Origin of the sequence: Noviherbaspirillum pedocola (assembly GCF_016632335.1) — a bacterium.
GTDB classification, from domain to species: Bacteria; Pseudomonadota; Gammaproteobacteria; order Burkholderiales; family Burkholderiaceae_D; genus Noviherbaspirillum_A; species Noviherbaspirillum_A pedocola.
In genome coordinates, this window is record NZ_JAEPBG010000012.1 from 1 (window position 1) to 22,360 (window position 22,360).

General features: G+C 63.8%; 16 protein-coding genes. 3 read left to right on the top strand and 13 right to left on the bottom strand.

Features of this window, described 5'->3' with window-relative positions; translation table 11 throughout:
- Positions 1 to 209: 209 nt before the first annotated feature.
- The 8 genes from JJB74_RS22495 to JJB74_RS22530 all read right to left on the bottom strand — a co-directional run bounded on the left by JJB74_RS22495 (position 210) and on the right by JJB74_RS22530 (position 10,649).
- Complete coding sequence (locus JJB74_RS22495) at positions 210 to 1,478, bottom strand: efflux RND transporter periplasmic adaptor subunit (protein ID WP_200595666.1); 1,269 nt, start codon at positions 1,476 to 1,478, stop codon at positions 210 to 212.
- Positions 1,479 to 1,497: 19 nt separating this feature from the next.
- Entirely contained in the window at positions 1,498 to 4,674 is a 3,177-nt protein-coding gene (locus JJB74_RS22500; protein ID WP_200595934.1) for an efflux RND transporter permease subunit, read from the bottom strand.
- 128 nt (positions 4,675 to 4,802) lie between these two features.
- Complete coding sequence (locus JJB74_RS22505) at positions 4,803 to 5,300, bottom strand: GNAT family N-acetyltransferase (protein WP_200595668.1); 498 nt, start codon at positions 5,298 to 5,300, stop codon at positions 4,803 to 4,805.
- Positions 5,297 to 5,587: a type II toxin-antitoxin system TacA family antitoxin gene (locus tag JJB74_RS22510; RefSeq protein WP_200595669.1), complete on the bottom strand. Its 291-nt coding sequence runs from the start codon at positions 5,585 to 5,587 to the stop codon at positions 5,297 to 5,299. Before JJB74_RS22510 ends, JJB74_RS22505 begins: the two co-directional genes overlap by 4 nt.
- A gap of 59 nt (positions 5,588 to 5,646) precedes the next feature.
- A complete protein-coding gene (locus JJB74_RS22515) occupies positions 5,647 to 7,857 on the bottom strand; it encodes a xanthine dehydrogenase family protein molybdopterin-binding subunit (protein ID WP_200595671.1) in 2,211 nt (736 codons plus the stop codon).
- Positions 7,854 to 8,840, bottom strand: coding sequence for an FAD binding domain-containing protein (locus tag JJB74_RS22520; RefSeq protein ID WP_200595673.1), 987 nt, complete (start codon positions 8,838 to 8,840; stop codon positions 7,854 to 7,856). The genes JJB74_RS22515 and JJB74_RS22520 overlap by 4 nt, the downstream gene beginning before the upstream one ends.
- On the bottom strand, positions 8,837 to 9,583 hold the full coding sequence (locus JJB74_RS22525; RefSeq protein WP_234484779.1) for a 2Fe-2S iron-sulfur cluster-binding protein: 747 nt from the start codon (positions 9,581 to 9,583) through the stop codon (positions 8,837 to 8,839). The genes JJB74_RS22520 and JJB74_RS22525 overlap by 4 nt, the downstream gene beginning before the upstream one ends.
- A 154-nt stretch (positions 9,584 to 9,737) precedes the next feature.
- Entirely contained in the window at positions 9,738 to 10,649 is a 912-nt protein-coding gene (locus JJB74_RS22530; protein ID WP_200595676.1) for an SDR family oxidoreductase, read from the bottom strand.
- Positions 10,650 to 10,661: 12 nt separating this feature from the next.
- Here JJB74_RS22530 and JJB74_RS22535 point away from each other — a divergent pair, with 12 nt between their 5' ends.
- The 3 genes from JJB74_RS22535 to JJB74_RS22545 all read left to right on the top strand — a co-directional run bounded on the left by JJB74_RS22535 (position 10,662) and on the right by JJB74_RS22545 (position 13,936).
- Entirely contained in the window at positions 10,662 to 11,690 is a 1,029-nt protein-coding gene (locus JJB74_RS22535; protein WP_200595678.1) for a CDP-6-deoxy-delta-3,4-glucoseen reductase, read from the top strand.
- A gap of 193 nt (positions 11,691 to 11,883) precedes the next feature.
- Positions 11,884 to 13,092: an acetylornithine transaminase gene (locus JJB74_RS22540; protein ID WP_200595680.1), complete on the top strand. Its 1,209-nt coding sequence runs from the start codon at positions 11,884 to 11,886 to the stop codon at positions 13,090 to 13,092.
- A gap of 100 nt (positions 13,093 to 13,192) precedes the next feature.
- Positions 13,193 to 13,936, top strand: coding sequence for a hypothetical protein (locus tag JJB74_RS22545; RefSeq protein ID WP_200595681.1), 744 nt, complete (start codon positions 13,193 to 13,195; stop codon positions 13,934 to 13,936).
- Positions 13,937 to 14,269: 333 nt separating this feature from the next.
- On the opposite strand, the gene JJB74_RS22550 is transcribed toward JJB74_RS22545, so the two are convergent.
- From JJB74_RS22550 to aceE, 5 genes are all read right to left on the bottom strand, one after another.
- Complete coding sequence (locus tag JJB74_RS22550) at positions 14,270 to 15,085, bottom strand: hypothetical protein (protein WP_200595683.1); 816 nt, start codon at positions 15,083 to 15,085, stop codon at positions 14,270 to 14,272.
- Between the two features lie 248 nt (positions 15,086 to 15,333).
- Positions 15,334 to 17,457 (bottom strand): dihydrolipoyl dehydrogenase, encoded by a 2,124-nt coding sequence (lpdA, locus tag JJB74_RS22555; RefSeq protein ID WP_200595684.1) that lies wholly within the window; start codon positions 17,455 to 17,457, stop codon positions 15,334 to 15,336.
- A gap of 94 nt (positions 17,458 to 17,551) precedes the next feature.
- Entirely contained in the window at positions 17,552 to 18,118 is a 567-nt protein-coding gene (locus JJB74_RS22560) for an Ntn hydrolase family protein (RefSeq protein WP_200595686.1), read from the bottom strand.
- A gap of 50 nt (positions 18,119 to 18,168) precedes the next feature.
- Entirely contained in the window at positions 18,169 to 19,536 is a 1,368-nt protein-coding gene (gene aceF, locus JJB74_RS22565; RefSeq protein ID WP_200595687.1) for a dihydrolipoyllysine-residue acetyltransferase, read from the bottom strand.
- Between the two features lie 102 nt (positions 19,537 to 19,638).
- Positions 19,639 to 22,335 (bottom strand): pyruvate dehydrogenase (acetyl-transferring), homodimeric type, encoded by a 2,697-nt coding sequence (gene aceE, locus JJB74_RS22570; RefSeq protein WP_200595689.1) that lies wholly within the window; start codon positions 22,333 to 22,335, stop codon positions 19,639 to 19,641.
- Between the last annotated feature and the right edge of the window lie 25 nt (positions 22,336 to 22,360).

The window sequence follows — 22,360 nt, forward strand, 5'->3', positions numbered from 1 at the left end:
TTCCCATAATTCATCCGGCAAGCGCCATCCGTCGTCCTGCTTGACCATGCCCATGATGTCCTCCATCAAAAACACTGGCTTGGACAAGCATTACTTCAATTCTTATCCCTACTGGAATAGGCTCTAAGGCAAAGCAGGCTGACGAAGGAAGTCCGACAATGCGCGGCCTGCAAGCAAGCAATGCACCGGAGCGCGCCTGGTCAGCATCATCAGGTCGGACCAGCCTTCGCCGGCCCCGCCTGCGCCTTGCGCTCTTCCTGCGCATTCCTCTCCTGCCGCGGCTGCGCCACCTCGACCTGATCGCCATCCTCGATTGAATCCGAAGGATTGACGATGACGTCGTCCCGCGCCGACAGGCCGCTGGCGACCTCGATGCGCAAGCCAAAATCCTTGCCCAAGGTGACTGCCCGCAGATTCACCCTGCCCTTGTCATCGACAACCGCCACGCGCGGTCCTTCGGCGCGCAAGTGCAGCGCATTGGTCGGCACCGTCAACACGCCGTCGGCACCCAGCTTCAGCGCCGCTTCGACATAGGCGCCCGGCAGCAGCGCGCCGTCCGGGTTCGGCAGGCTGATCTCGGTCTGCAGGCTGCGGCTGGCGCTGTCGATCGCGCCGGCGGTGCGTGCGACGCGGCCGGTAAAGCGTCGTCCCGGCAGCTCGGCCTGGGTCACGCTCACTTCCTGCCCTACCTTCACCGCCGCCGCATAAGCCTGCGGCACATACACATACAGCCGCAGCGGATCGTTCTGCGCCAGCACGAACAGCGGCTTGCCGGCCACGCCGCCGGCGGCATCGACCAGGTCGCCCACATTCGTATTGCGGCGGGTGATGATGCCGGCGAACGGCGCCACCACCTTCTGAAAAGATTGCAGCTCGCGCAGTCGGCGAATGTTGGCGTCAGCCGCCGCCAGGTTCGCGCGCGCCTGCGCATAGGCGCTGCTGCGCTCGTCGAATTCCTGCTGCGACACCGCGTTGCTGCGGCGCAGATTCTGCCAGCGCGACAGCGTGGCCTGCGCCAGTTCCACCGTCGACACCAGTTGCACCCGCGCGGCGACGGCCTGCGCCAGTTGCTGGTCGGTCTCAGGATTGCTGATCTCGGCCAGCACCTCACCCTTCTTCACCCGGCTGCCGATGTCATGCGTCCAGCGCAGCAGATAGCCGCCAACGCGCGCCGAGATCGGCGCCTCGATCTGTCCCTGCAACGTGCCCGGCAGCGCCACATTGCCGCCGGCGCCGGCGGCCTGCGGATGTACCGTCTGCACATGCCGACGCATCTGACCACGCGACTGCTCGCCCAGCGCGGCGGCACGGGATGCGCGCAGCGCGAGCGTCACCGCAGCGCCGGCCAGGAGCAGCAGCACCAGCAGGATGCCGGCCATGCGCATCTTGCGCAGCGCGGCCACGCGCTTCACCGGATGATGGCCGCCGGACTGGCCTTCGGCATGGATGGCGAGCTGAGCATGGCGTTGTTCGGACATGAAACGCAACCTTCGGAATTCAATGGGAAGCCGCGGCAGCGGCGGGAATGACATGACGGGCGCGGCGCCGCTCCAGGCGCCGGTGCACCGCGGCGAACACCACGGGCACGAAGAACAGCGTCGATACCGTCGCAAACAGCAGGCCGCCGATCACGGCGCGGCCCAGCGGCGCATTCTGCTCGGCGCCCTCGCCTATGCCCAGCGCCATCGGCACCATGCCGATCACCATCGCCAGCGCCGTCATCAGCACCGGCCGGATGCGGGTCGCGCCGGCTTCCAGCGCGGCCGACAGCGCCGGCACGCCGTCAATCAGCCGCTGCCGGGCAAAGGACACCATCAGGATCGAATTCGCGGTAGCTACGCCGACCGTCATGATCGCCCCGGTCAATGCCGGCACCGACAATCGGGTGCCGGTCAAGAACAGCATCCAGGCGATGCCGGCCAGCGCCGCCGGCAGCGCGCTGATGATGATCAGCGGATCGATCCAGGACTGGAAATTCACCACGATCAGCAGGTACACCAGCACGATCGCCACCGCAAGGCCAACGAACAGGCCGATGAAGGAAGTGCGCATCGTATCGACCTGGCCGCGGATTTCCAGCTTCGAGCCGCGCGGCAGCTCGGCCTTCATCTCGTCGGCGATCCTGCGGATGTCGGCCGCGACGCCGCCGAGGTCGCGTCCCTGCACGCTGACATAGATATCGACCACGGGCCGGATGTCATAGTGCGAGGCGATGGCGATCTGCCGCGCCGGATGGGCCTGCACCAGGTTGCCGAGCAGCTGCGTCGATGGCGCGGCGCTGGCCGACACGGGCGTGCGCAGGATCGCGTCGAGACTGTCGACGCGGTATTGCGGCGTCTGCACCGCGATGTTGTAGACCACGCCAGTGTCGGGATTGAGCCAGAAGGCCGGCGCGGTCTGGAAGCTGCCGGACAGCGACACCAGCAGGTTTTGCGCGACGTTCTGCGGCGTGAGATTGAGCTGCTGCAGCGCGGTGCGGTTCATGTCCAGGCCTAGCGTGGGCTGGTCCATGCGCTGGTGGATGTGGGTGTCGACCGTGCCAGGCACCTTCATCACGCGCTTCATCAGCTTGCTGGCGTAGGCATGACTGCCTTCGACATCCTTGCCCGAGACCTGGATATCGATCGCCGCCGGCAGGCCGAAGTTCAGGATCTGGGTCACGATGTCGGCCGGCTGGAAAAAGAATTCCACGCCCGGAAAACGCTGTGGCAGTTCGCGGCGCATGCGGTCGATGTAGTCCTGCGACGGCCGGTGGCCGTGTTTCAGCGAGATCTGGAATTCGCCGTCCAGCGTGCCGATGGTGCCCGAATTGCTGTACGAGAGATTGATGCCGCTGTTGGGCAGGCCAAGGTTATCGAGCAGCACATCGAGCTCTTCGGCCGGGATGATTTCGCGGATCGCGGCATCCACCCGGTCCGCCAGGCGCGCGGTTTCCTCGATGCGGGTGCCGGTCGGCGCGCGCATGTGCAGCTTGATCTGGCCGGCGTCCACCGATGGAAAGAAGTCTTCGCCGAGCGCGAAGACCAGGCCGCAGGACAGCACGCAGAACCCCAGGAAAGTCAGGCCAAAAGCGCGCCGCCGCGACAGCAGGCCCGACAGCAGCACGATGTAGCCGCCGCGCATGCGCTCGAAGGCGCGATCGAAGCGCTGGTGCATGCGCGCGAAGCGTCCCGGTTCGCCCTGCCGCTCTTCGGCATGTGACTTCATCATCAGCATCACCAGCGTCGGCACCAGCGTGCGCGACAGCACGTACGAAGCCAGCATTGCCAGCACCACTGCTTCGGCCAGTGGCACGAACAGGAAGCGCGCCACGCCGGTCAGGAAGAACATCGGCACGAACACGATGCAGATGCACAGCGTGGACACCAGCGCCGGGATCGCGATCTCGCCGGCGCCGTCGAGGATCGCGTCATGCAAATTCTTGCCGAGATGGAGATGGCGCTCGATGTTTTCGATGGTGACCGTCGCATCATCGACCAGGATGCCGACGGCCAGCGCCAGGCCGCCCAGGGTCATGATGTTGATGGTCTCGCCCAGCGCATGCAGCGCCAGGATCGACGACAGAATGGACAGCGGTATCGACACCGCGATGATGCAGGTGCTGCGCCAGTTGCCGAGGAAGAGCAGGATCATGGCCGCGGTCAGGCAGGCAGCAATCAGCGCTTCATGCAGCACGCCGGAAATCGCACTGCGCACGAATAGCGACTGATCAAACAGCGGCGTGATCTTCAGGTCTTCCGGCAGGCCTTGCGCAATCGACGGCAGGCGCGCGCGCAGGCCGTCGACGATGGAGAGCGTGGACGCGCCGCCATTTTTCAGCACTGACAACAGCACGCCGCGCTGGCCGTCCTGGCGCACGATGTTTGTCTGCGGCGCGAAGCCATCGCGCACATGGGCCACTTCGCGCAGATAGGTGGTCGAGCCGCCGACGGTGCGCACCGGCATGTCGTTCAAACCCGCAATCGATGCCGGCGAGCCGTTCATCTTCACGCTGTATTCGGTCGCGCCGAGCTTGGCGGTGCCGCCGGGCAGGATCAGGTTCTGCGCGCTGACGGCATTGACGATGTCGGCCGGCGTCAGGCCCTTGGCCAGCAGCGCCTGGGTATCCAGGTCCACCGACACCAGGCGGCTCTTGCCGCCATACGGATACGGAATCGCCGCGCCGGGGATGGTGATCAGTTGCGGTCGCAGGAAATTGATGGTCAGGTCGTTGAGCTGCTGCTCGGACAAGGTCGGGCTGGAAAGCCCAAGCTGTATCACCGGGATGCTCGAGGCCGAATACATGATCACCAGCGGCGGCGTGATCCCCGGCGGCATGTTGCGCACTTGCGCGGAGGTAATCGACACCACCTGCGCGATCGCGGTCTGGATATTGGCCGTCGGCTGGAAGAACACCTTGACCACCGAGATCCCGGCCAGCGACTGCGACTCGATGTGCTCGATGTCATTGACCGTGGTGGTCAGGCTGCGCTCTGTCACCGAAGCGATGCGCGCGCCGACTTCCTGCGCCGGCAGGCCGTTGTAGGTCCAGATGATGCTGACCACCGGAATGCGGATCTCCGGAAAGATGTCCGTGGGTGTGCTCTTCAGCGCGAACGGCGTTGCCAGCAGAATCAGCAAGGCCATGACGATGAAGGTATAGGGACGGCGCAGCGCGGTTTCAACGATCCACATCGTGGCGGTAGGCAAGCTGGGTTGACAGGCGGGAAAGACGGCTGGGATTGTAACGTGTTCGAAATACTTGCGTTTCGTTCTATTATCGTCGTTGAAATGATGCCGATGTGGCGCAGTGCATGTCGCGCTCAGCCGGCGAACCGCCGTGCATCCTTCAATAGCAGCAGCATTTGCCTTTCCTGTAACGGCGACGCGATGAAACCGAAGCGTGAATAGAACTTCGCAGCCGCGTCGTCGATCGGATGCGTGAGCATGGCCCTGACCCCAGCCTGCTCCGCAATCCTCAGCGTGCGACGTACCGCATCCTTCAGCATGCCCGCGCCTATGCCCTGCCCCTGGTAATGTCTGCACACCGCGAGACGCGCCAGGACGATCACCGGAATCGGATACTGTCCCATGCCTTTCTTCACCCGGTCCGGTGCGCTGATGCTTTCTATCTGTCCCACGGCAAGGCTGAAGTACCCGGCCGCCCTGTCGGCATCAGCCACGATAAAGGTTTTGGCCGACCCGCTTGCCTGCGCCTGCCTCGCATGGCGGCGCAACCATTCATCCAGCGATGGCTTGCCGCAGTCGAAGCTTTCCAGGCGATGTTCCGCAGCCAGCGGAGCCGGCGCTGACAGACTCACCGCTTCTCCCACGGCGCCTGGCGTTGGAACAGCTCACGAACTCCTTCGTTTTCCCGCTCGGGCTGATCAAACAGGTCCAGGATTGCTCCGTACTGCTCTTCCGTAGCCATGAACAAGCGTTGATCGAGCAGTGTCTGTTCTGCGGCGAGGCAAGCGCTATCGAGGATGTAGTCGGTCAATGATTTGTGGGCAACGCTCGCGGCCCGGCGCAGTACTGCTTCCTGTTCCGGCGTTGCGCGCAATCCGAGGCGGGCAGAGCGCGCCTTGGCAGAAGTTTGAGCAGCCATTTGAACCCCCGAAGTCGAAACGATCCGCGGATGTTAGTACAAATGGCGTACACCGTCTATCAAACCATGACCTTATCCAGCGTAATCGGCAGCTCCCGCACCCGCTTGCCGGTGGCGTGATACACCGCATTCGCAATTGCCGCCGCCACCCCGGTAATGCCGATCTCGCCGATGCCGCGTGTGCCGAGCGCATTGATCACCGGGTCCTTGCCCGGCAATACGATGATGTCGATGTCGCCGATGTCGGCATTCACCGGCACATGGTATTCGGCGAGGTTGTTGTTGACCGGGCGGCCGTAGCGCATGTCGTATTCGGTAGTTTCCATCAGTGCCATGCCTACGCCCCAGACGATGCCGCCGATGAGCTGGCTGCGCCCGGTCTTCTCGTTCAGCAGTTGTCCCACGTCGTAGGCACCGACGATGCGCGGCACGCGTATCGTGCCCAGCTCCGGGTCCACATGCACTTCGGCAAACACCGCGCCGAAGGAATGCAGCGCGTACTTTTCCTTTTCGTCGCCGGGCTCGGCCGCGGATTCGGCCGCCACCGGCTTGCCGCCGTGGCGCGCAATGATGGCGGCGTAGCTGTCGCGCCGATCCGGCGCGGATTGCAGGAACAGGAAACCGTTTTCGACCTGCACCTCGCCCGGCGCAGCTTCGAACAGCGGCGAAGCCCGGTCCGCCAGCGCCATGCCGACCAGCTTGGTGCGCGCGGCTGTAGCCGCCTGCTGCACCGCCGGCGCCACGCTGGCCACTGATTGTGAGCCGCCCGACACCGGCGCCTGCGGCAGACTCGAGTCGCCGAGTTCGAAACGCACCCTTGATATCGGCAGGCCGAGCGCATCGGCCGCGACCTGGGTCATCACGGTATAGGTGCCGGTGCCGAGATCCTGCGTGCCGGAAGCGAGCACCGCGCTGCCGTCCGCAAGGATGCGCGCGCTGGCCCTGGCATCCTTGCGGTTGGCCGGATAGGTTGCAGTGGCCATGCCCATGCCGACCAGCAGATTGCCATTGCGCATGGCCATCGGCCGCGGATCACGTCGCGTCCAGCCGAAGCGCTCGGCGCCCTGCCGATAACATTCGCGCAGCTCCTTGCGCGAGAACGGCTTGCCCTTCTCCGGCTCGGTCTCGGCGTAATTGCGCAGGCGCAGCGCGATCGGGTCCATCTTCAGTTCATAGGCCAGCTCATCCATCGCGCATTCGAGGGCAAAGCTGCCGGTGGCTTCACCGGGCGCGCGCATGAAGGTCGGCGTGCCGATGTTGAGCCGCGCCAGCCGGTGCGTGGTTTCCTGGCTGCCGCAGGCATACAGCATGCGCGTGACGATGGCCGAGGTCTCCAGCCAGTCTTCCTGGAAGGCCGATGCCGCGATCACGTTGTGGCGCACCGCGGTCAGCGCGCCGTCAGCAGAGGCTGCCAGCAGCAGCCGCTGCTCGGTCTCGGGACGGCCGCCGACCGGGCCGAACATCTGCGGCCGGTCCAGTACCAGCTTCACCGGGCGGCCCGCGCTCTTGGCTGCCATCGCCGCCAGCACCACATGCGACCAGGTCGAGCCCTTGCAGCCGAAGCCGCCGCCGACATACGGGCAGATCACCCGCACCCGTTCATTCGGCAGGCCCAGCACCTTGGCCACGGTGCGCGCATCGCCGGACACATACTGCGTCGAGTCGTACAGCGTCAGATGCTCGCCTTCCCAGGCGGCGATGGTGGCATGCGGCTCCATCGGATTGTGGTGTTCCATCGGCGTGCGATAGCCTACGTCGATTTGCTCGGCGGCGGCGTCGATGCCGGCCTGCAGATCGCCGCGACGGCTGTCGGCCGGCTCCTGCTTGGCCTTTTCCGGCTTGGCCGCGTTGAACCTGGCGCGATCGAAGTCCATCGTCGGCGCATGCGCCGCGTAATGCACGCGCACCGCGCGCGCCGCATCGCGCGCCTGCTCCAGCGTTTCGGCTACGACCAGCGCGACCGGCTGATTGCTGTACAACACCTCGTCATCCTGCAGCAGGTTCAGCACCCGCCCGGCCGGCGGATCGACCGCGCCGCGTCCGCCCTTGGGCAGCTTCGGCGCATTCCGATGTGTCATTACCAGCACCACCCCGCGCATGCGCTCCGCTGTGCCCGCATCGATGCCGACAATGCGCCCGGAGGCAATGGTGGAAGTCACCAGCACCGCATGCGCAATGCCTGGCAGCCTGTGTTCGGCCGCGTAAGTAGCGCGGCCGGTGACCTTGTCGCGACCGTCGACGCGATCGACGCCTTGTCCGATCGTGCTCATGCGTTTCGCCCCGCTTCGCGCACCGCGCGCATGATGGCCCGCTGCGCCAGCGCGACCTTGAATCCGTTGTGTTCCAGCGGCTTCGCGCCCGCCACCGCCGCCGCGGCCGCATCCTTCAGCACCGCGTCCGAGAGCGGCTTGCCGGCCAGGATCGCCTCGGCATGCTGCGCGCGCCATGGCTTGTGCGCCACGCCGCCCAGCGCGATGCGGCAGCTCTTCACCACACCATTCTTCATCTCCAGCGCCGCCGCCACCGACACCAGCGCAAACGCATAGCTGGCGCGGTCGCGCACCTTCAGATAATGCGCATGCGCGGCATAAGGTGAAGGCGGCAGATCGACCGCGACGATCAGTTCGCCCGGCGCCAATGTGGTGTCGCGCTGCGGCGTGTCGCCGGGCAGCGTGTGGAATTCCGCAATCGGAATCACGCGTTCGCCGCGCGGTCCCTTCACGCGCACTGTCGCGTCCAATGCGGCCAGCGCCACGTTCATGTCCGAAGGATTGGTCGCCACGCAGGCATCCGATGCACCGAGGATCGCGTGGATGCGGTTATAGCCATCCTTCGCCGCGCAGCCCGAGCCCGGCTGGCGCTTGTTGCACATGTCGTAGGCCGGGTCGTAGAAGTAGTAGCAGCGGGTGCGCTGCATCAGGTTGCCGCCGATGGTAGCCATGTTGCGCAACTGCGGCGAGGCGCCGGCGACGAAGGCCTGCGTGAGCAGCGGATAGCGTTCGCGGATCAATGGATGGCCGGCGGCGTCGCTGTTTCGCGCCAGCGCGCCGATGCGCACACCGCCGTCCGGCAATTCGCTGATGTCCGCCAGCGGCAAGTGATTCACGTCGATCAGCACCATCGGCGCTTCCACGCCCTGCTTCATCAGGTCCAGCAGATTGGTGCCGCCGCCGATGAAACGCGCGCCGTTCTGCTGCGCCAGGCGCAGCGCGGCATCGATATCGTCGGCGCGTGCATACGAGAACAGGTTCATGCCTTGCCTCCACTACGCTTGCCGGCAACGTCGTTCACGGCCGCCACGATATTGGGATACGCGCCGCAGCGACACAGGTTGCCGCTCATGCGCTCGCGGATCTCGGCGTCGTTCAGTGCGATGCGCATGCTGCGCACATCGGGCGTGGCCGCGCTTGGCGCGCCCTTGTCGACTTCATTGATCAGCCCGACCGCCGAGCAGATCTGGCCCGGCGTGCAATAGCCGCATTGAAAGGCATCGCGCTCGATGAAGGCGGCCTGCACCGGGTGCAAGGCCTCACCGTTGGCCAGGCCTTCGACCGTGACAATGGCCGCGCCCTGCTGCATCACCGCCAAGGTCAAACAGGAATTGATGCGCCGGCCGTCGACGAGCACCGTGCAGGCGCCGCATTGACCGCGATCGCAGCCCTTCTTCGTGCCGAACAGGCCGATGTGCTCGCGCAATGCATCGAGCAGGGTCACGCGCGGCTCGAGTTGCAGTGCATGCTGCTGGCCGTTGATCTGCAGCGTGACCGGGATGGTGGCGGGGCCTGGCTGCACGGCCGGCGCGGATGCCGCAGCGCTTGCGCGCGCGGTGCGCGGCGCGGCTTCGGCCAGCGGCAGGGCCAGCGCGCCGAGTGCAGCCGCGGTGCCTTGCATGAAGCTGCGCCGCGAAACTTGATGCTGGCCGTCGTAGTCGTCATATGGGGCGTCTGGGGCCTCCAGCGGCTCGGGCCGCGCTGGATCGGGCGTATCGTCTGGCATCGTGGCTTTCCCTTGCATGGAAGATGCGGAATGCGGCGCGCGAACGCGCAAACCCCCTGCATGAGCAAGTTCGATACCAGTGGCAGCGGAAAAGAGATGCGTGAATGGCAGGACGATCCGCCGGGCAAAGATGCCGGCAGGAAGCCTGTAATTCTTACAGCGCGCCTTCCTTGTCGGATGCAGCCCGCAGACCCGCCAGCGTATCGCGCACCGTAGGCCAACGCAGCCGCATGCCCAGTTCTTCGCGCAGCCGCCGATTCGACAGGCGCCGCGACTCGGACATGAACGACAGCAGCATCGGCGACACCACCGCCGCCAGCTCCGCGCGCGGCAGGCGCGGCGGCCGCGGTAAGCCGTGCGCGTCGGCGACCGCGTCGAAGTATTCGGCCATTTTCATGTCACTGTCGTCCACCGCGTGATAGACGCGCGAGGGCGCCGCGCGAAACAATGCCAGCGCGATCAGCCCTGCGAGATCGTCGGCATGGATATGGTTGGTGTAGACATCGTCCTCGTCGCTGAGCGCAGGCGTGCCTTTTTGCAGCCGCTCTATCGGCAGCCGGTCATGCGCATAGATGCCGGGCGCGCGCAATATCGCCAAGCGGCCGTGGCGCCGCTTCGCCCAGCGTCGCAGCGTGTTTTCCGCATCGATGCGGCGCACTGCGCGCGCATTGGCCGGACGGGCGGGCCGCGTTTCATCGAAAGCCGCGCCGCCGGCATCGCCATACACCCCGGTCGTGCTCACATAAACCAGGCTTGCGCCCTCGGGTAAAATGGCGGCCAGATTGCGGGTGCGGCTGTCCCGCGTGCCCTTGGGCGGCGGTGGCGCGAGATGCACGACATGTTGGGCCAGACGCGCGAGCCGGCCAAGGCTGACGGGGTCATCGAGATCCGCTACCACCGGCACTGCCCCCGCGGCACGCAACTCGGCGCAACGCGCCGGCTGGCTGGTAACGGCAAAGACGCGAAAGCGTTCGCGCACCAGCGGCAACAGGCGCATGCCGACATCGCCGCAACCAATGATGAGCAGGCGCGGCCTGCCGAATTTTTTCACCGAGCATTTTTTCATCCGCAGGATTGTATGACTTTCCAGGTAACCGTCGAGCCGAGCGGCCGGCAATTCCCGTGTGACGAAGACGAAACCGTGCTGGCGGCGGCCATCCGCGCCGGCGTCGGCCTGCCCTATGGCTGCAAGAATGGCGCATGCGGCAGCTGCCGCAGCAAGCTGGTTTCCGGCGAAGTCAGCCACGGCGCGCACCAGGAGCGCGCGCTGCCAGTGGTCGATGAAGAGCGCGGCTTCATGCTGACCTGCTGCGCCAGGCCGAATAGTGATCTCGTGATCGAGTCGCGCGAAGTGCTGGGCGCGGGCGACTTCCCGATCCGCAAGATGCCGACCCGCGTGGCGAAGCTGGATCATGTCGCCGACGATGTGATCGTCATGTCGCTGCAGCTGCCGGCCAACGAGCGTCTGCAATACCGCGCCGGCCAGTTCCTCGAATTCATCCTCAAGGACGGTCGCCGCCGCAGCTACAGCATGGCCAATGCGCCGCACCTGGATGAGCATCTGCAGCTGCACATCCGCCACATGCCCGGCGGCGTCTTCACCGACCATGTGTTCAATACGATGAAGGAGCGCGAGATCCTGCGCTTCGAAGGTCCGCTGGGCACCTTCTTCCTGCGCGAAGACAGCGACAAGCCGATCGTGATGCTGGCTTCGGGCACCGGCTTCGCGCCGATCAAGGCCATGATTGAAGCCGCAATCCACAAGGGCATGCGCCGCCCGATCACGCTGTACTGGGGCGGCCGCCGGCCGCGCGACCTCTACATGCGGCAGCTTTGCGAGGAATGGGCTTTGAGCGTGCCAGACTTTCGCTTCGTGCCGGTTATCTCGGATGCCAAGCCCGAGGACAACTGGTCCGGGCGCACGGGCTTCGTGCATCGCGCGGTGATGGAAGATTTGCCGGACCTGTCGAATCACCAGGTCTATGCCTGCGGCGCACCGGCGATGGTGGACGCGGCCAAGCGCGACTTCAGCACGCAATGTGCGTTGCCGGAAGACGAGTTCTACGCCGATGCCTTCACCTCGGAAGCGGACCTGGCGGCATCCTGAAACGCGCAAGGCAGGCGGGTTTTTGCTTTGACGCACCGCGAGAAACCGCATACCATGGCCCGCTATGAAAACGACCGCCACATTCCCGCGACGTTGCACATTGCCCGAACCCGGCAAGCCGTGCGCGTGAATGTTTCCAGTCACCGAGCCACAGGCAAGCCCTGTGGCTTTTTTTTTGATCAGGAGTAGTGAAATGGAATTCAGCCAGTACGACACCGACGCCCTGCTGTACATCACGAACCGGCCGCCGCTGGTGTTCGTCGAAGGCCAGGGCATGTGGCTCACCGATCACAAGGGCAAGCGCTATCTCGATTACCTGCAAGGCTGGGCGGTGAATTGCCTCGGCCATGCGCCGCAATGCCTGCAGGATGCGCTTACAAGCCAGGCCAAAAAGCTGATCAATCCTTCCCCCGCGTTCTACAACGAGCCGATGGTGACGCTGGCATCCGGCCTTACCAAGCACTCCTGCTTTGACCGCGTGTTCTTTGCCAACAGCGGCGCGGAGGCCAATGAAAGCGCGATCAAGCTGTCGCGCAAGTGGGGCCAGAAGAATCCGAATGCGAAGGGCGAAGCGCGCCACGAGATCATCACTTTCGGCCACAGCTTCCACGGCCGCACGCTGGCCACGATGTCGGCCAGCGGCAAGGCCGGCTGGGACAAGATCTTCGCGCCGCAGGTGCCAGGGTTCCACAAGGCTGAACTGAACGACATCGCCAGCGTGGAAAAGCTGATCAACGACAGGACGGTCGCGGTCATGCTCGAGCCGGTGCAGGGCGAAGGCGGCGTGATCCCGGCCTCGCGCGAGTTCATGACGGCGTTGCGCGCGCTGACGCAGAAGCACGGCATCCTGATGATCGTCGATGAAGTGCAGACCGGCATGGGCCGCTGCGGCGAACTCTTCGCGTATCAGCTTTCCGGCGTCGAGCCGGACATCATGACGCTCGGCAAAGGCATCGGCGGCGGCGTGCCGCTGTCGGCAATGCTGTGCCGCAAGGAAGTCGCCTGCTTCGAGCCGGGCGATCAGGGCGGCACCTACAACGGCAATCCGCTGATGACCGCGGTGGGCAATGCGGTGCTGCAGGAACTGATCAAGCCGGGCTTCATGGAAGGCGTGCGCGAGATGGGGGAATACCTGAGCGGCGAATTGCTGAAGCTGTCCGAACGCTTTGGCATGGCGGGCGAGCGCGGTGAAGGCCTGCTGCGGGCATTGAAGCTGGGACGTCCTATCGGCGCGCAGATCGTGGAGCTGGCGCGAGACTTGGAGCCGGTGGGCTTGCTGCTGAACTCGCCGCGGCCGGATCTGCTGAGGTTCATGCCGGCGCTGAATGTGACGAAGGAGGAGATCGATCAAATGATCGGCATGCTGGCGGGCGTGGTGGAAAGGATAGACGCGCAGGGTTGATGCTGATGAAATGCCAGACCGCCGCGGACGCGGTCTGGCGCAGATTGCTCGGGCTCAATGCCATCGCTCGGTCTCGAGCGCAGAGACCCTCAGACTTTCCATGAAGTTCACGAGGAATTGGCGCGCGAATGATGCAAAGGAAGTGGGTTTCCCCTACGAAGTCATCGGGGGTGCATTGCGAATCTTGAATGCATATTGTCTTTCACCACTTCCTTCCTCGCCATCGTCACAGTCTTCATCTCCACGCACCGGACCAGACCAGACCGGCAAAGAGATGGGACGCAAGCTCGTGAAACGGAATATTCAGCTCACGTTCACTTCCTCTTTCGACGAATCCGCTGTCGACTCTTCATCTTCGATCTCGGAACTGATGAACGAGCCGCCATCGTCATATTCCAACCGGCGGCAGGACGGCGCTGCCGCAACACGCAGCGACACTCCCAGCTTGATAGATTGGGAGAAGGTATTCGGTTCGCAGGCAATGTGTTTGCATGGATTCCAGCTCTGCGAATCTGTTCTGGACCGCCAATCGAATTGCCGAATCCGGAATGGCCAAACGAATGCGCGCAAGCTTGCACTCCCCGGGACGCATCGCTTGCTGGATTGCCAGCCAGGCACCGGTGATATTTTCTTTCGTAAATACCGGCGCAACATTGCCAGCGCCTTCGTTCACCCAGTAGCTTGGATAAAGCTCGAAGACAAGGCTGCCATTAGGAGCCTTCTCTTGGGCCCTGGCAAAAATTTCGCCATAAAAACGCTGCTACTCCACTTCAGACATCATGCGCGTTGGATTGGCCGGATTTCGAGCCTGTTGCTCAAGTTCGCCGTCGCAGATGCACCATAAATGTTCCGCATGCGGCGGTAGTGCATGCGGCGTCAAATCGGCCATGGGGACGCGCAAGGAGCGCGTCAATCCATCGGAGGACCGATCGGATGCGAAGCCGGGAAATTCCCATCTTGTCTGGCGCCCTTTCGCGCTTTCAAACTTTTCGCGCGCCGCATGTGTTGCCTTGTCTTGTTCTTTCCCGCGAGCCTTGGGCAAGGCGCTACCGAGCACCAGCACCTCGCATGGGATTGACAGCGGCGATCAATCGTCAACACTGAAATCGGGCTGCACCTGAGAAGAGCCGTCCATCTCTGCCATTCCCGGCTTAGAGGTAACAGTGTTCAGAGACCTTCAATCCAAAACGGCATCCTTAATACGAGTTACCCATGCGAGCGCACGGTCTACATCGCAGACAGGCGGTTTCTCGCTTTTCTCACTCCGCTGCATTGCCTGGTCCGCAGGCGGCTTCATTCCCAGTTTCTGGCTTTGTTCAACGAATGGATTGAGGGCCCGCGTGATCGCCTGGCGGGCCGCGTTTTCGATCTCGCGCCGTTTCTTGCCACTCATCCAGAACTCAAAAAACGCTTCCTTCAACGATCTTGTACGAACATAGGTAAGCGCTTTACCGCTCACATCCTTCACCAAGTCAACCCGTAACGGTCCCTTTCCATCCTCCACAAGACGATTCAATTCATGCATTCGACGAAGCCTGCGCTTTTCACCGAAACTTTCGAATCCGCTGATCAGAAGGCTCTTGTTGGAGAGATCGAGGGTTTCAGGCGCAATGACACTGCTGACGTCCGCCAGTTTGAAGTTCGTTTTCTGATCGGCTTCGCGTATCCGCTGTTTCAATCCATCGTCCACATACAAACCGAGCGCACGGGAAAGCGCATTCATCGCAGCAGCTCGCGCGCTCTTCAGATCTTCCAGGTCTTCGACATCACCTAATTCGGCCTTGATTTGCGCGATGCCTTCCCGGCACCAGTCCCACAATGTCCGCTTGCGCACATGGTAATTGCTGGCAGTGTTGACATCGCGCTCGACGAAGCAGGCACTGCCGTCATTGAGTTTCTCCATACGTCGAAGGAGATCGAGCCGTTCATCAGGGGAATGGGTGTCGCGGTGCCAGGATGAAATCCGAATTCCGCTATCGAGGGGATTGGGCATGAATTTCTTATCGTGAAGATGATGATGGAAAGTGGGAACGCAGCACGGCGACGAGCCGCGGTTTCATGCTTCAAACCAAGGCACCTCGCAGCGCAAAGGCTGCTTGGTGCCAGCTGCATAAGAGCCAACTGAGAAACCAGGGCGTCCACACGGTTCCCCTGCAACGAGTAGCAACACCGGCTCAAGGCCGTGCATAACAAAAAGGGAGCGCCAGGCGCTCCCTTTCTCATGTCGCACTCTTTGCAGATCTACTTCTTCTTCGGCGGAATATAGAGATCCGTAATGCTTCCCAAGCCCATCTCCGCCGCGAACATCGGCGTCTCGGACAAGGTCGGATGCGCATGCACCGTCAGCGCAATGTCTTCTAGATCCGCGCCCATTTCCATCGCAAGCACCATCTCGGCCAACAGCTCGCCCGCGTTTACGCCAACAATGCCGGCGCCGATGATGCGCTTGCTCTGCGGGTCCCACAGCAGCTTGGTCATGCCATCGTCGCGGCCCATGGCCAGCGCACGGCCTGAGGCGGCCCACGGGAAGTTGGCCTTCTCGAACGGGATGCCCTTGGCTTTCGCTTCAGCTTCGGTGACGCCCATCCATGCGACTTCAGGATCGGTATAGGCCACCGAGGGAATCGTCATCGCATCGAACGCCACCTTGTGGCCGCTGATGACCTCGGCCGCGACCTTGGCTTCATTGGTTGCCTTGTGCGCCAGCATCGGGTCGCCGCAGATGTCGCCGATGGCGTAGATGTGCGGCACGTTGGTGCGCTGCTGCTTGTCGACCGCGATGAAGCCGCGCTCGCTGACGATCACGCCGGCCTTGTCCGCACCGATGTCCTTGCCGTTCGGACGGCGGCCCACGGCCAGCAGCACCATGTCGTACAGCTGCGGCTCGGCCGGCGCATTCTCGCCTTCGAAGGTGGCAAGCAAGCCTTCGGGCTTGGCTTCGAGCTTGGTGACCTTGGTCTTGAGCCATATGCCTTCATAGCGCTTCTCGATGCGCTTTTGCAGCGGCTTGACCACGTCGCGGTCGGCTGCAGGAATCAGGCCGTCGAGGAATTCCACCACAGTGACCTTCGCGCCGAGCGCATCGTACACACAGGCCATTTCCAGGCCGATGATGCCGCCGCCAATGACCAGCATGCGCTTCGGAATCTGGCGCAGCTCCAGCGCGCCGGTGGAATCGACCAGACGCGGATCGTCATACGGGAAGCCCGGAATGCGTGCCACCGACGAGCCCGCAGCGATGATCGCGTTCTTGAAGGCGATGGTCTTCGCGCCTTCGGCGGTCTGCACCGACAGCGTGTTCGGCGAAGAGAATTCGCCTTTGCCAGTTACGACCTGCACCTTGCGCGCGCGCGCCAGGCCGGAGAGGCCACCGGTCAGCTTCTTGACCACGCTTTCCTTCCAGCCGCGCAGCGCATCGATATCGACTTCGGCCTGGCCCATCTTCACGCCGAAGTGCGACATCTCTTCGGCTTCGGTGATGACCTTGGCCGCATGCAGCAGCGCCTTGGATGGAATGCAGCCAACGTTCAGGCATACGCCGCCGAGCGATGCATAGCGTTCGACCAGCACCACCTTCTGGCCGAGGTCGGCCGCGCGGAAGGCCGCGGTGTAGCCGCCCGGGCCGGCGCCGAGGACCAGGGTGTCGCATTCGATGTCCGCCTTGCCGGCAAAGCTCGCGGCGGTCGGTGCCTGGGCCGGTGCAGCAGCAGGAGCGGCTGCAGCGGGTGCAGATGCGGCGGGCGCGGCGGCCGGTGCTGCTGCAGCAGCGCCCGCGGCTTCAGCCAGCAGGAGCAGCGAGCCTTCGGAAACCTTGTCGCCAAGCTTGACCTTCAATTCCTTGACCACGCCGTCGACATTCGACGGAATCTCCATGCTGGCCTTGTCGGACTCGACGGTGATGAGCGACTGGTCGCGGCGGATTGTATCGCCCGGCTTGACCAGCAGTTCGATGATCTCCACTTCCTTGAAGTCGCCGATGTCCGGGACCTTCACTTCGACGATGCCTACCGGGCCCGATGCCGCAGGCGCCGCAGCGGGTGCGGCGGGCGCTGCGGCCGGAGCCGATGCAGCCGACGGTGCAGCCGCAGGCGCGGCCGTGGCAGCGGGCGCAGCGGCCTGGCCTGCGCCCTCGGTTTCCAGCATCAGCAGCAGCGAGCCTTCGGAGACCTTGTCACCAAGCTTGACCTTCAACTCCTTCACCACGCCGGCTTCGCTCGACGGAATCTCCATGCTGGCCTTGTCCGATTCCACGGTGATGAGCGACTGGTCCTTCGCGATCCGGTCGCCCGGCTTGACCAGCAGCTCGATGATTTCCACTTCCTTGAAGTCGCCGATATCCGGGACCTTGATTTCCACCATGCTCATAAGCCTAGCTCCATGTTCCGCCCGGCCTGCCTGATGTCGCGGCGGCCGGTACATTTATCGTTCCCGTCCTCATCAATCGGGTCCGGGTCTGTATTCACTTCATTTCGAAACTGTAGATCTGGAAAGGACCGGCGGAATTCTTGTCGAACTCCGCGCCCGCCAAAACGCCAGCCTCGGCAATCTCTCGTGCCGAGGCGTCGCGCTCGTACAGCGCATGCATCGCGCCCAGTGCGAAGTTCCTGCCGCTGCCTATGCCCCAGAAGCGTTCGAAGCAGAACACCTCGCGATAGGAATAGACGCCGAAGATGCCATGGGGATTGGCGATCAGCGAAGTCAGCTGCGAAGACTCGTAAGGATCGTCCTCGTCCTCCCGCGTGTTCAGAAAGAACTTCTCCTTGAGGATGTTGTGCACTTGGGTATAGGTCTCGAACACCTCGTCGCGGCTACTCAGTCGGCAGGCTTCGCCCATCTCGGTGAGCAGCTTCCTCATCACCGGGAAATGGGCCGTGGTGCCCGCCAGCGTGACGTACGAATCCCCGACCTGGAAGATCTTGCTGTTGTCCTCGTAACTGCGCGACAGCCGGGTCTCCCCGAAGGTGACCAGGGAATCGGCCGCGATCGCGACCTGATTGTTCTTTCGGACGACGACGCTGGTTGTCATGACCGCTCTCCAGAAAAGCGCGGGCTTGCGTGGGCAAACCCGCGCCATGCTTACAACAGGGTCTTGCGCATGTCGCCCAGCACTTCGGACAGGTAGACCGTGAAGCGCGCCGCCATGGCGCCATCGATGACGCGATGGTCATACGACAGCGACGTCGGCAGCATCAGGCGCGGCACGAAGGCCTTGCCATCCCAGACCGGCTTGAACTCGGTCTTGGACAGGCCGAGGATCGCAACTTCCGGCGCGTTGATGATCGGCGTGAACATGGTGCCGCCGATGCCGCCAAGCGAAGAAATCGTGAAGCTCGCGCCCTGCATGTCCGCGGGCTTCAACTTGCCGTCGCGCGCCTGGGCCGACAGCTCGCCCATTTCCTGCGCGATCTGCGCCACGCCTTTCTTGTCCGCATCCTTCAGCACCGGCACCACCAGGCCGTTCGGCGTGTCGGCGGCGAAGCCGATGTGGTAGTAGTTCTTCAGGATCAGGTTCTCGCCGGACGCGTCCAGCGAGGAATTGAACACCGGGTATTTCTTCAGCGCCGTCACGCAGGCCTTGATCACGAAGGCCAGCATGGTCAGCTTCACGCCGGACTTGGCCAGCGCCGCATTGGACGACTTGCGGAATTCTTCCAGCTCGGTCACGTCGGCCGCGTCGTACTGGGTCACATGCGGAATCATGACCCAGTTGCGATGCAGGTTGGGGCCGCTGAGCTTCTGGATGCGCGACAGCGGCTTGGTCTCGGTCGGGCCGAACTTGGAGAAGTCCAGCGACGGCCATGGCAGCAGGCTCAGGCCCGCGCCGCCGCCCTTGCCTGCTGGCGCCGCGGCGGCTGCCGGTGCTGCAGCGGCCCCGGTGATGATGCCCTTCACATAACCCTGCACGTCTTCATGGGTGATGCGGCCTTTCGGACCGCTGCCGCCGACGCGGGCCAGATCGACGCCGAGTTCGCGCGCGAACTTGCGCACCGACGGCGATGCATGCGGCTTCGCGCCGCCGGCGGCTGGTGCTGCGCTCGCCGCTGCAGGCGCAGCCGCGGGCGCTGGCGCTGCGGGCGCGGGAGCCGGCGCGGCGACGGGTGCGGGCGCCGGGGCAGCCGCGACCGGCGCCGCAGGCGCTGCGGCTGCCGGCGCGCTGGCCACCGCGCTCGGCGCTGCTGCCGGGGCTGCTGCCTGCGCGCCTTCGCCCTGCGCTTCCAGCATCAGGATCAGCGAGCCTTCGGAGACCTTGTCGCCGAGCTTGATCTTCATTTCCTTGACCACGCCAGTGGCGGTGGACGGAATCTCCATGCTGGCCTTGTCCGATTCCACCGTGATCAGCGACTGGTCGACCGTGATCGCATCACCCGGCTTGACCAACAGTTCGATGACCTCGACTTCCTTGAAGTCGCCGATGTCCGGGACCTTGACTTCCACCATGCTCATAGTTTTCGCTCCGTTCTTGTTATTCCCTGCCCGTGAAACGCCCGGGATGACGAACTCGGCCGTCATCCCGGGCGCATCGGGAGCTGTCAGGAATGGATGGGTTTAAGCCGTCCGCGGGTTCGGCTTGTTCGGATTGATGCCGTACTTCTCGATCGCCTGCGTCACCACGCCGGAAGACAGCGCGCCTTCATCGGCCAGCGCCTTGAGCGCAGAGATCACGACGAAATAGCGGTTGACCTCGAAGTGCTCGCGCAGCGCGGCACGGGTGTCGGACCGTCCGAAGCCGTCGGTGCCAAGGACCTTGTAGCTGCGGCCGTTCGGGATGTAGGCGCGGCATTGCTCGGCGAACAGCTTCATGTAGTCGGTCGACACCACGATCGGGCCGGTGCTGCCGGCCAGACTCCTGGTGATATGCGCCACGCGCGCCGGCTCCGACGGATGCAGCAGATTCCAGCGTTCGCAGTCGGCGCCATCGCGTGCCAGCAGGTTGAACGAGGGTGCGGACCACAGGTCGGCTTCGATGCCCCAGTCGTTCTTCAGCAGATCGGCCGCTTCGATGACTTCGCGCAGGATGGTGCCCGAGCCCATCAATTGCACGCGGTGCTTGCCTTCCTTGCCGCCTTCCTTGAGCAGATACAGGCCCTTCAGGATGTCCTCTTCCTGGCCCTGCTTCAGGCCCGGCTGCGGATAGTTCTCGTTCATCACGGTGATGTAATAGAACACATCCTCCTGCTGCTCGACCATGCGCTTCAAGCCGTCATGGATGATGACCGCGATCTCGTGCGCGAAGGTCGGATCGTAGGAAATGCAGTTCGGGATGGTCTGCGCCAGGATCTGGCTGTGGCCGTCCTCGTGCTGCAGGCCTTCGCCGTTGAGCGTGGTGCGTCCCGCGGTGCCGCCCATCAGGAAGCCGCGCGCCCGCATGTCGCCCGCCGCCCAGGCCAGGTCGCCTACGCGCTGCAGGCCGAACATGGAATAGAAGGTGTAGAACGGCACCATGATGCGGTTGTTCGACGAATAGGACGTCGCTGCCGCGATCCACGAGGACATGGCGCCGCCCTCGTTGATGCCTTCCTGCAGGATCTGGCCGGCCTTGTCTTCGCGGTAGTAGCTGACCTGGTCCTTGTCCACCGGCTCGTACAACTGGCCCATCGGGTTGTAGATGCCGATCTGGCGGAACAGGCCTTCCATGCCGAAGGTACGTGCTTCATCGACCAGGATGGGCACCACGCGCTTGCCCAGGTTGGCGTCGCGCAGCAGGATGGTCATCATGCGCACATAGGCCTGGGTGGTGGAGATTTCGCGGCCTTCGGCGGTCGGATCGAGCACGGCCTTGAAGGTTTCCAGCGCCGGCACCGGCAGCGATTCCTCGGCCTTCTCGCGACGCTGCGGCAGATAGCCGCCCAGGGCCTTGCGGCGCTCGTGCAGATACTGGATCTCCGGAGAATCGTCGGCCGGCTTGAAGAACGGCACGTTCGGCAGGTCTTCATCGGAAACCGGGATGCCGAAGCGGTCGCGCATTTCGCGGATCGCCTGGTCGTCCAGCTTCTTGGTCTGGTGCGCGGTATTGCGCGCCTCGCCGGACTTGCCCATGCCATAGCCCTTGACGGTCTTTGCCAGGATCACGGTCGGCTGGCCCTTGTGCTCGACGGCGCGCTTGTAGGCCGCATAGATCTTGTGCGGATCATGGCCGCCACGGGTCAGGCGCCAGATGTCGTCGTCGCTCATGTTGGCGACCAGCTCCAAGAGCTTCGGATGCTTGCCGAAGAAGTGCTTGCGCACATAGGCGCCATCCTTGGCCTTGTAGTTCTGGTACTCGCCGTCGACGGTTTCCATCATCACGCGCTGCAGGATGCCTTCCGGGTCGCGCGCGAGCAGGTCGTCCCAGTTCGCGCCCCAGATCACCTTGATGACATTCCAGCCGGCGCCGCGGAAATCGGACTCGAGTTCCTGGATGATCTTGCCGTTGCCGCGCACCGGGCCATCGAGGCGCTGCAGGTTGCAGTTGACGATCATGATCAGGTTGTCGAGCTTCTCGCGGCCGGCCAGGCCGATGGCGCCCATCGATTCCGGCTCGTCCATCTCACCGTCGCCGCAGAACACCCAGACCTTGCGGTTGGCGGTATCGGCGATGCCGCGCGCATGCAGGTACTTCAGGAAGCGCGCCTGGTAGATCGACATGATCGGGCCCAGGCCCATCGATACGGTAGGGAACTGCCAGAAGTTCGGCATCAGCTTCGGATGCGGATACGAAGACAAGCCGCGGCCGTCGACTTCGCGACGGAAATTGAGCATCTGCTCGTCACTCAGGCGGCCTTCGAGGTAGGCGCGCGCATAGACGCCGGGCGACGAATGGCCCTGGATGTACAGCAGATCGCCGCCATGGCCTTCGCTGGGCGCGTGCCAGAAATGGTTGAAGCCGATGCCAAGCATGTTGGCCAGCGAGGCGAAGCTGGAAATGTGGCCGCCGAGGTCGCCGTCGGCACGGTTCGACTTGACCACCATCGCCATGGCGTTCCAGCGCATCCAGGAGCGCAGGCGCTCTTCATATTCGAGGTTGCCGGGGCAATGCTCGCCGAGGTGCGCGGGGATGGTGTTGACGTAAGCGGTATTGCTGGAGAACGGAATATGGGCGCCGCGGCGGCGGGCCAAGTCGACCATGCGTTCCATCAGGTAATGGGCGCGCTCCGGGCCTTCGGCTTGGATAACGGCTTCGAGCGCGTCGAGCCATTCCTGGGTTTCGATGACATCGGGGTCGTTGGCGGCTTGGGCCAGAACCTGGTCGATCTGGGCAGACATCGTGCGTCTCCTCTCTGGGTGAATA

Bases quoted from the DNA above. Each gene is read 5' to 3' on its own strand.
- JJB74_RS22495 (WP_200595666.1), bottom strand. From the start codon at position 1,478: ATGTCCGAACAACGCCATGCTCAGCTCGCCATCCATGCCGAAGGCCAG.
- JJB74_RS22500 (WP_200595934.1), bottom strand. From the start codon at position 4,674: ATGTGGATCGTTGAAACCGCGCTGCGCCGTCCCTATACCTTCATCGTC.
- JJB74_RS22510 (WP_200595669.1), bottom strand. From the start codon at position 5,587: ATGGCTGCTCAAACTTCTGCCAAGGCGCGCTCTGCCCGCCTCGGATTG.
- JJB74_RS22515 (WP_200595671.1), bottom strand. From the start codon at position 7,857: ATGAGCACGATCGGACAAGGCGTCGATCGCGTCGACGGTCGCGACAAG.
- JJB74_RS22520 (WP_200595673.1), bottom strand. From the start codon at position 8,840: ATGAACCTGTTCTCGTATGCACGCGCCGACGATATCGATGCCGCGCTG.
- JJB74_RS22525 (WP_234484779.1), bottom strand. From the start codon at position 9,583: ATGCCAGACGATACGCCCGATCCAGCGCGGCCCGAGCCGCTGGAGGCC.
- JJB74_RS22530 (WP_200595676.1), bottom strand. From the start codon at position 10,649: ATGAAAAAATGCTCGGTGAAAAAATTCGGCAGGCCGCGCCTGCTCATC.
- JJB74_RS22535 (WP_200595678.1), top strand. From the start codon at position 10,662: ATGACTTTCCAGGTAACCGTCGAGCCGAGCGGCCGGCAATTCCCGTGT.
- JJB74_RS22540 (WP_200595680.1), top strand. From the start codon at position 11,884: ATGGAATTCAGCCAGTACGACACCGACGCCCTGCTGTACATCACGAAC.
- JJB74_RS22545 (WP_200595681.1), top strand. From the start codon at position 13,193: ATGAAGTTCACGAGGAATTGGCGCGCGAATGATGCAAAGGAAGTGGGT.
- JJB74_RS22550 (WP_200595683.1), bottom strand. From the start codon at position 15,085: ATGCCCAATCCCCTCGATAGCGGAATTCGGATTTCATCCTGGCACCGC.
- lpdA (WP_200595684.1), bottom strand. From the start codon at position 17,457: ATGAGCATGGTGGAAATCAAGGTCCCGGATATCGGCGACTTCAAGGAA.
- JJB74_RS22560 (WP_200595686.1), bottom strand. From the start codon at position 18,118: ATGACAACCAGCGTCGTCGTCCGAAAGAACAATCAGGTCGCGATCGCG.
- aceF (WP_200595687.1), bottom strand. From the start codon at position 19,536: ATGAGCATGGTGGAAGTCAAGGTCCCGGACATCGGCGACTTCAAGGAA.
- aceE (WP_200595689.1), bottom strand. From the start codon at position 22,335: ATGTCTGCCCAGATCGACCAGGTTCTGGCCCAAGCCGCCAACGACCCC.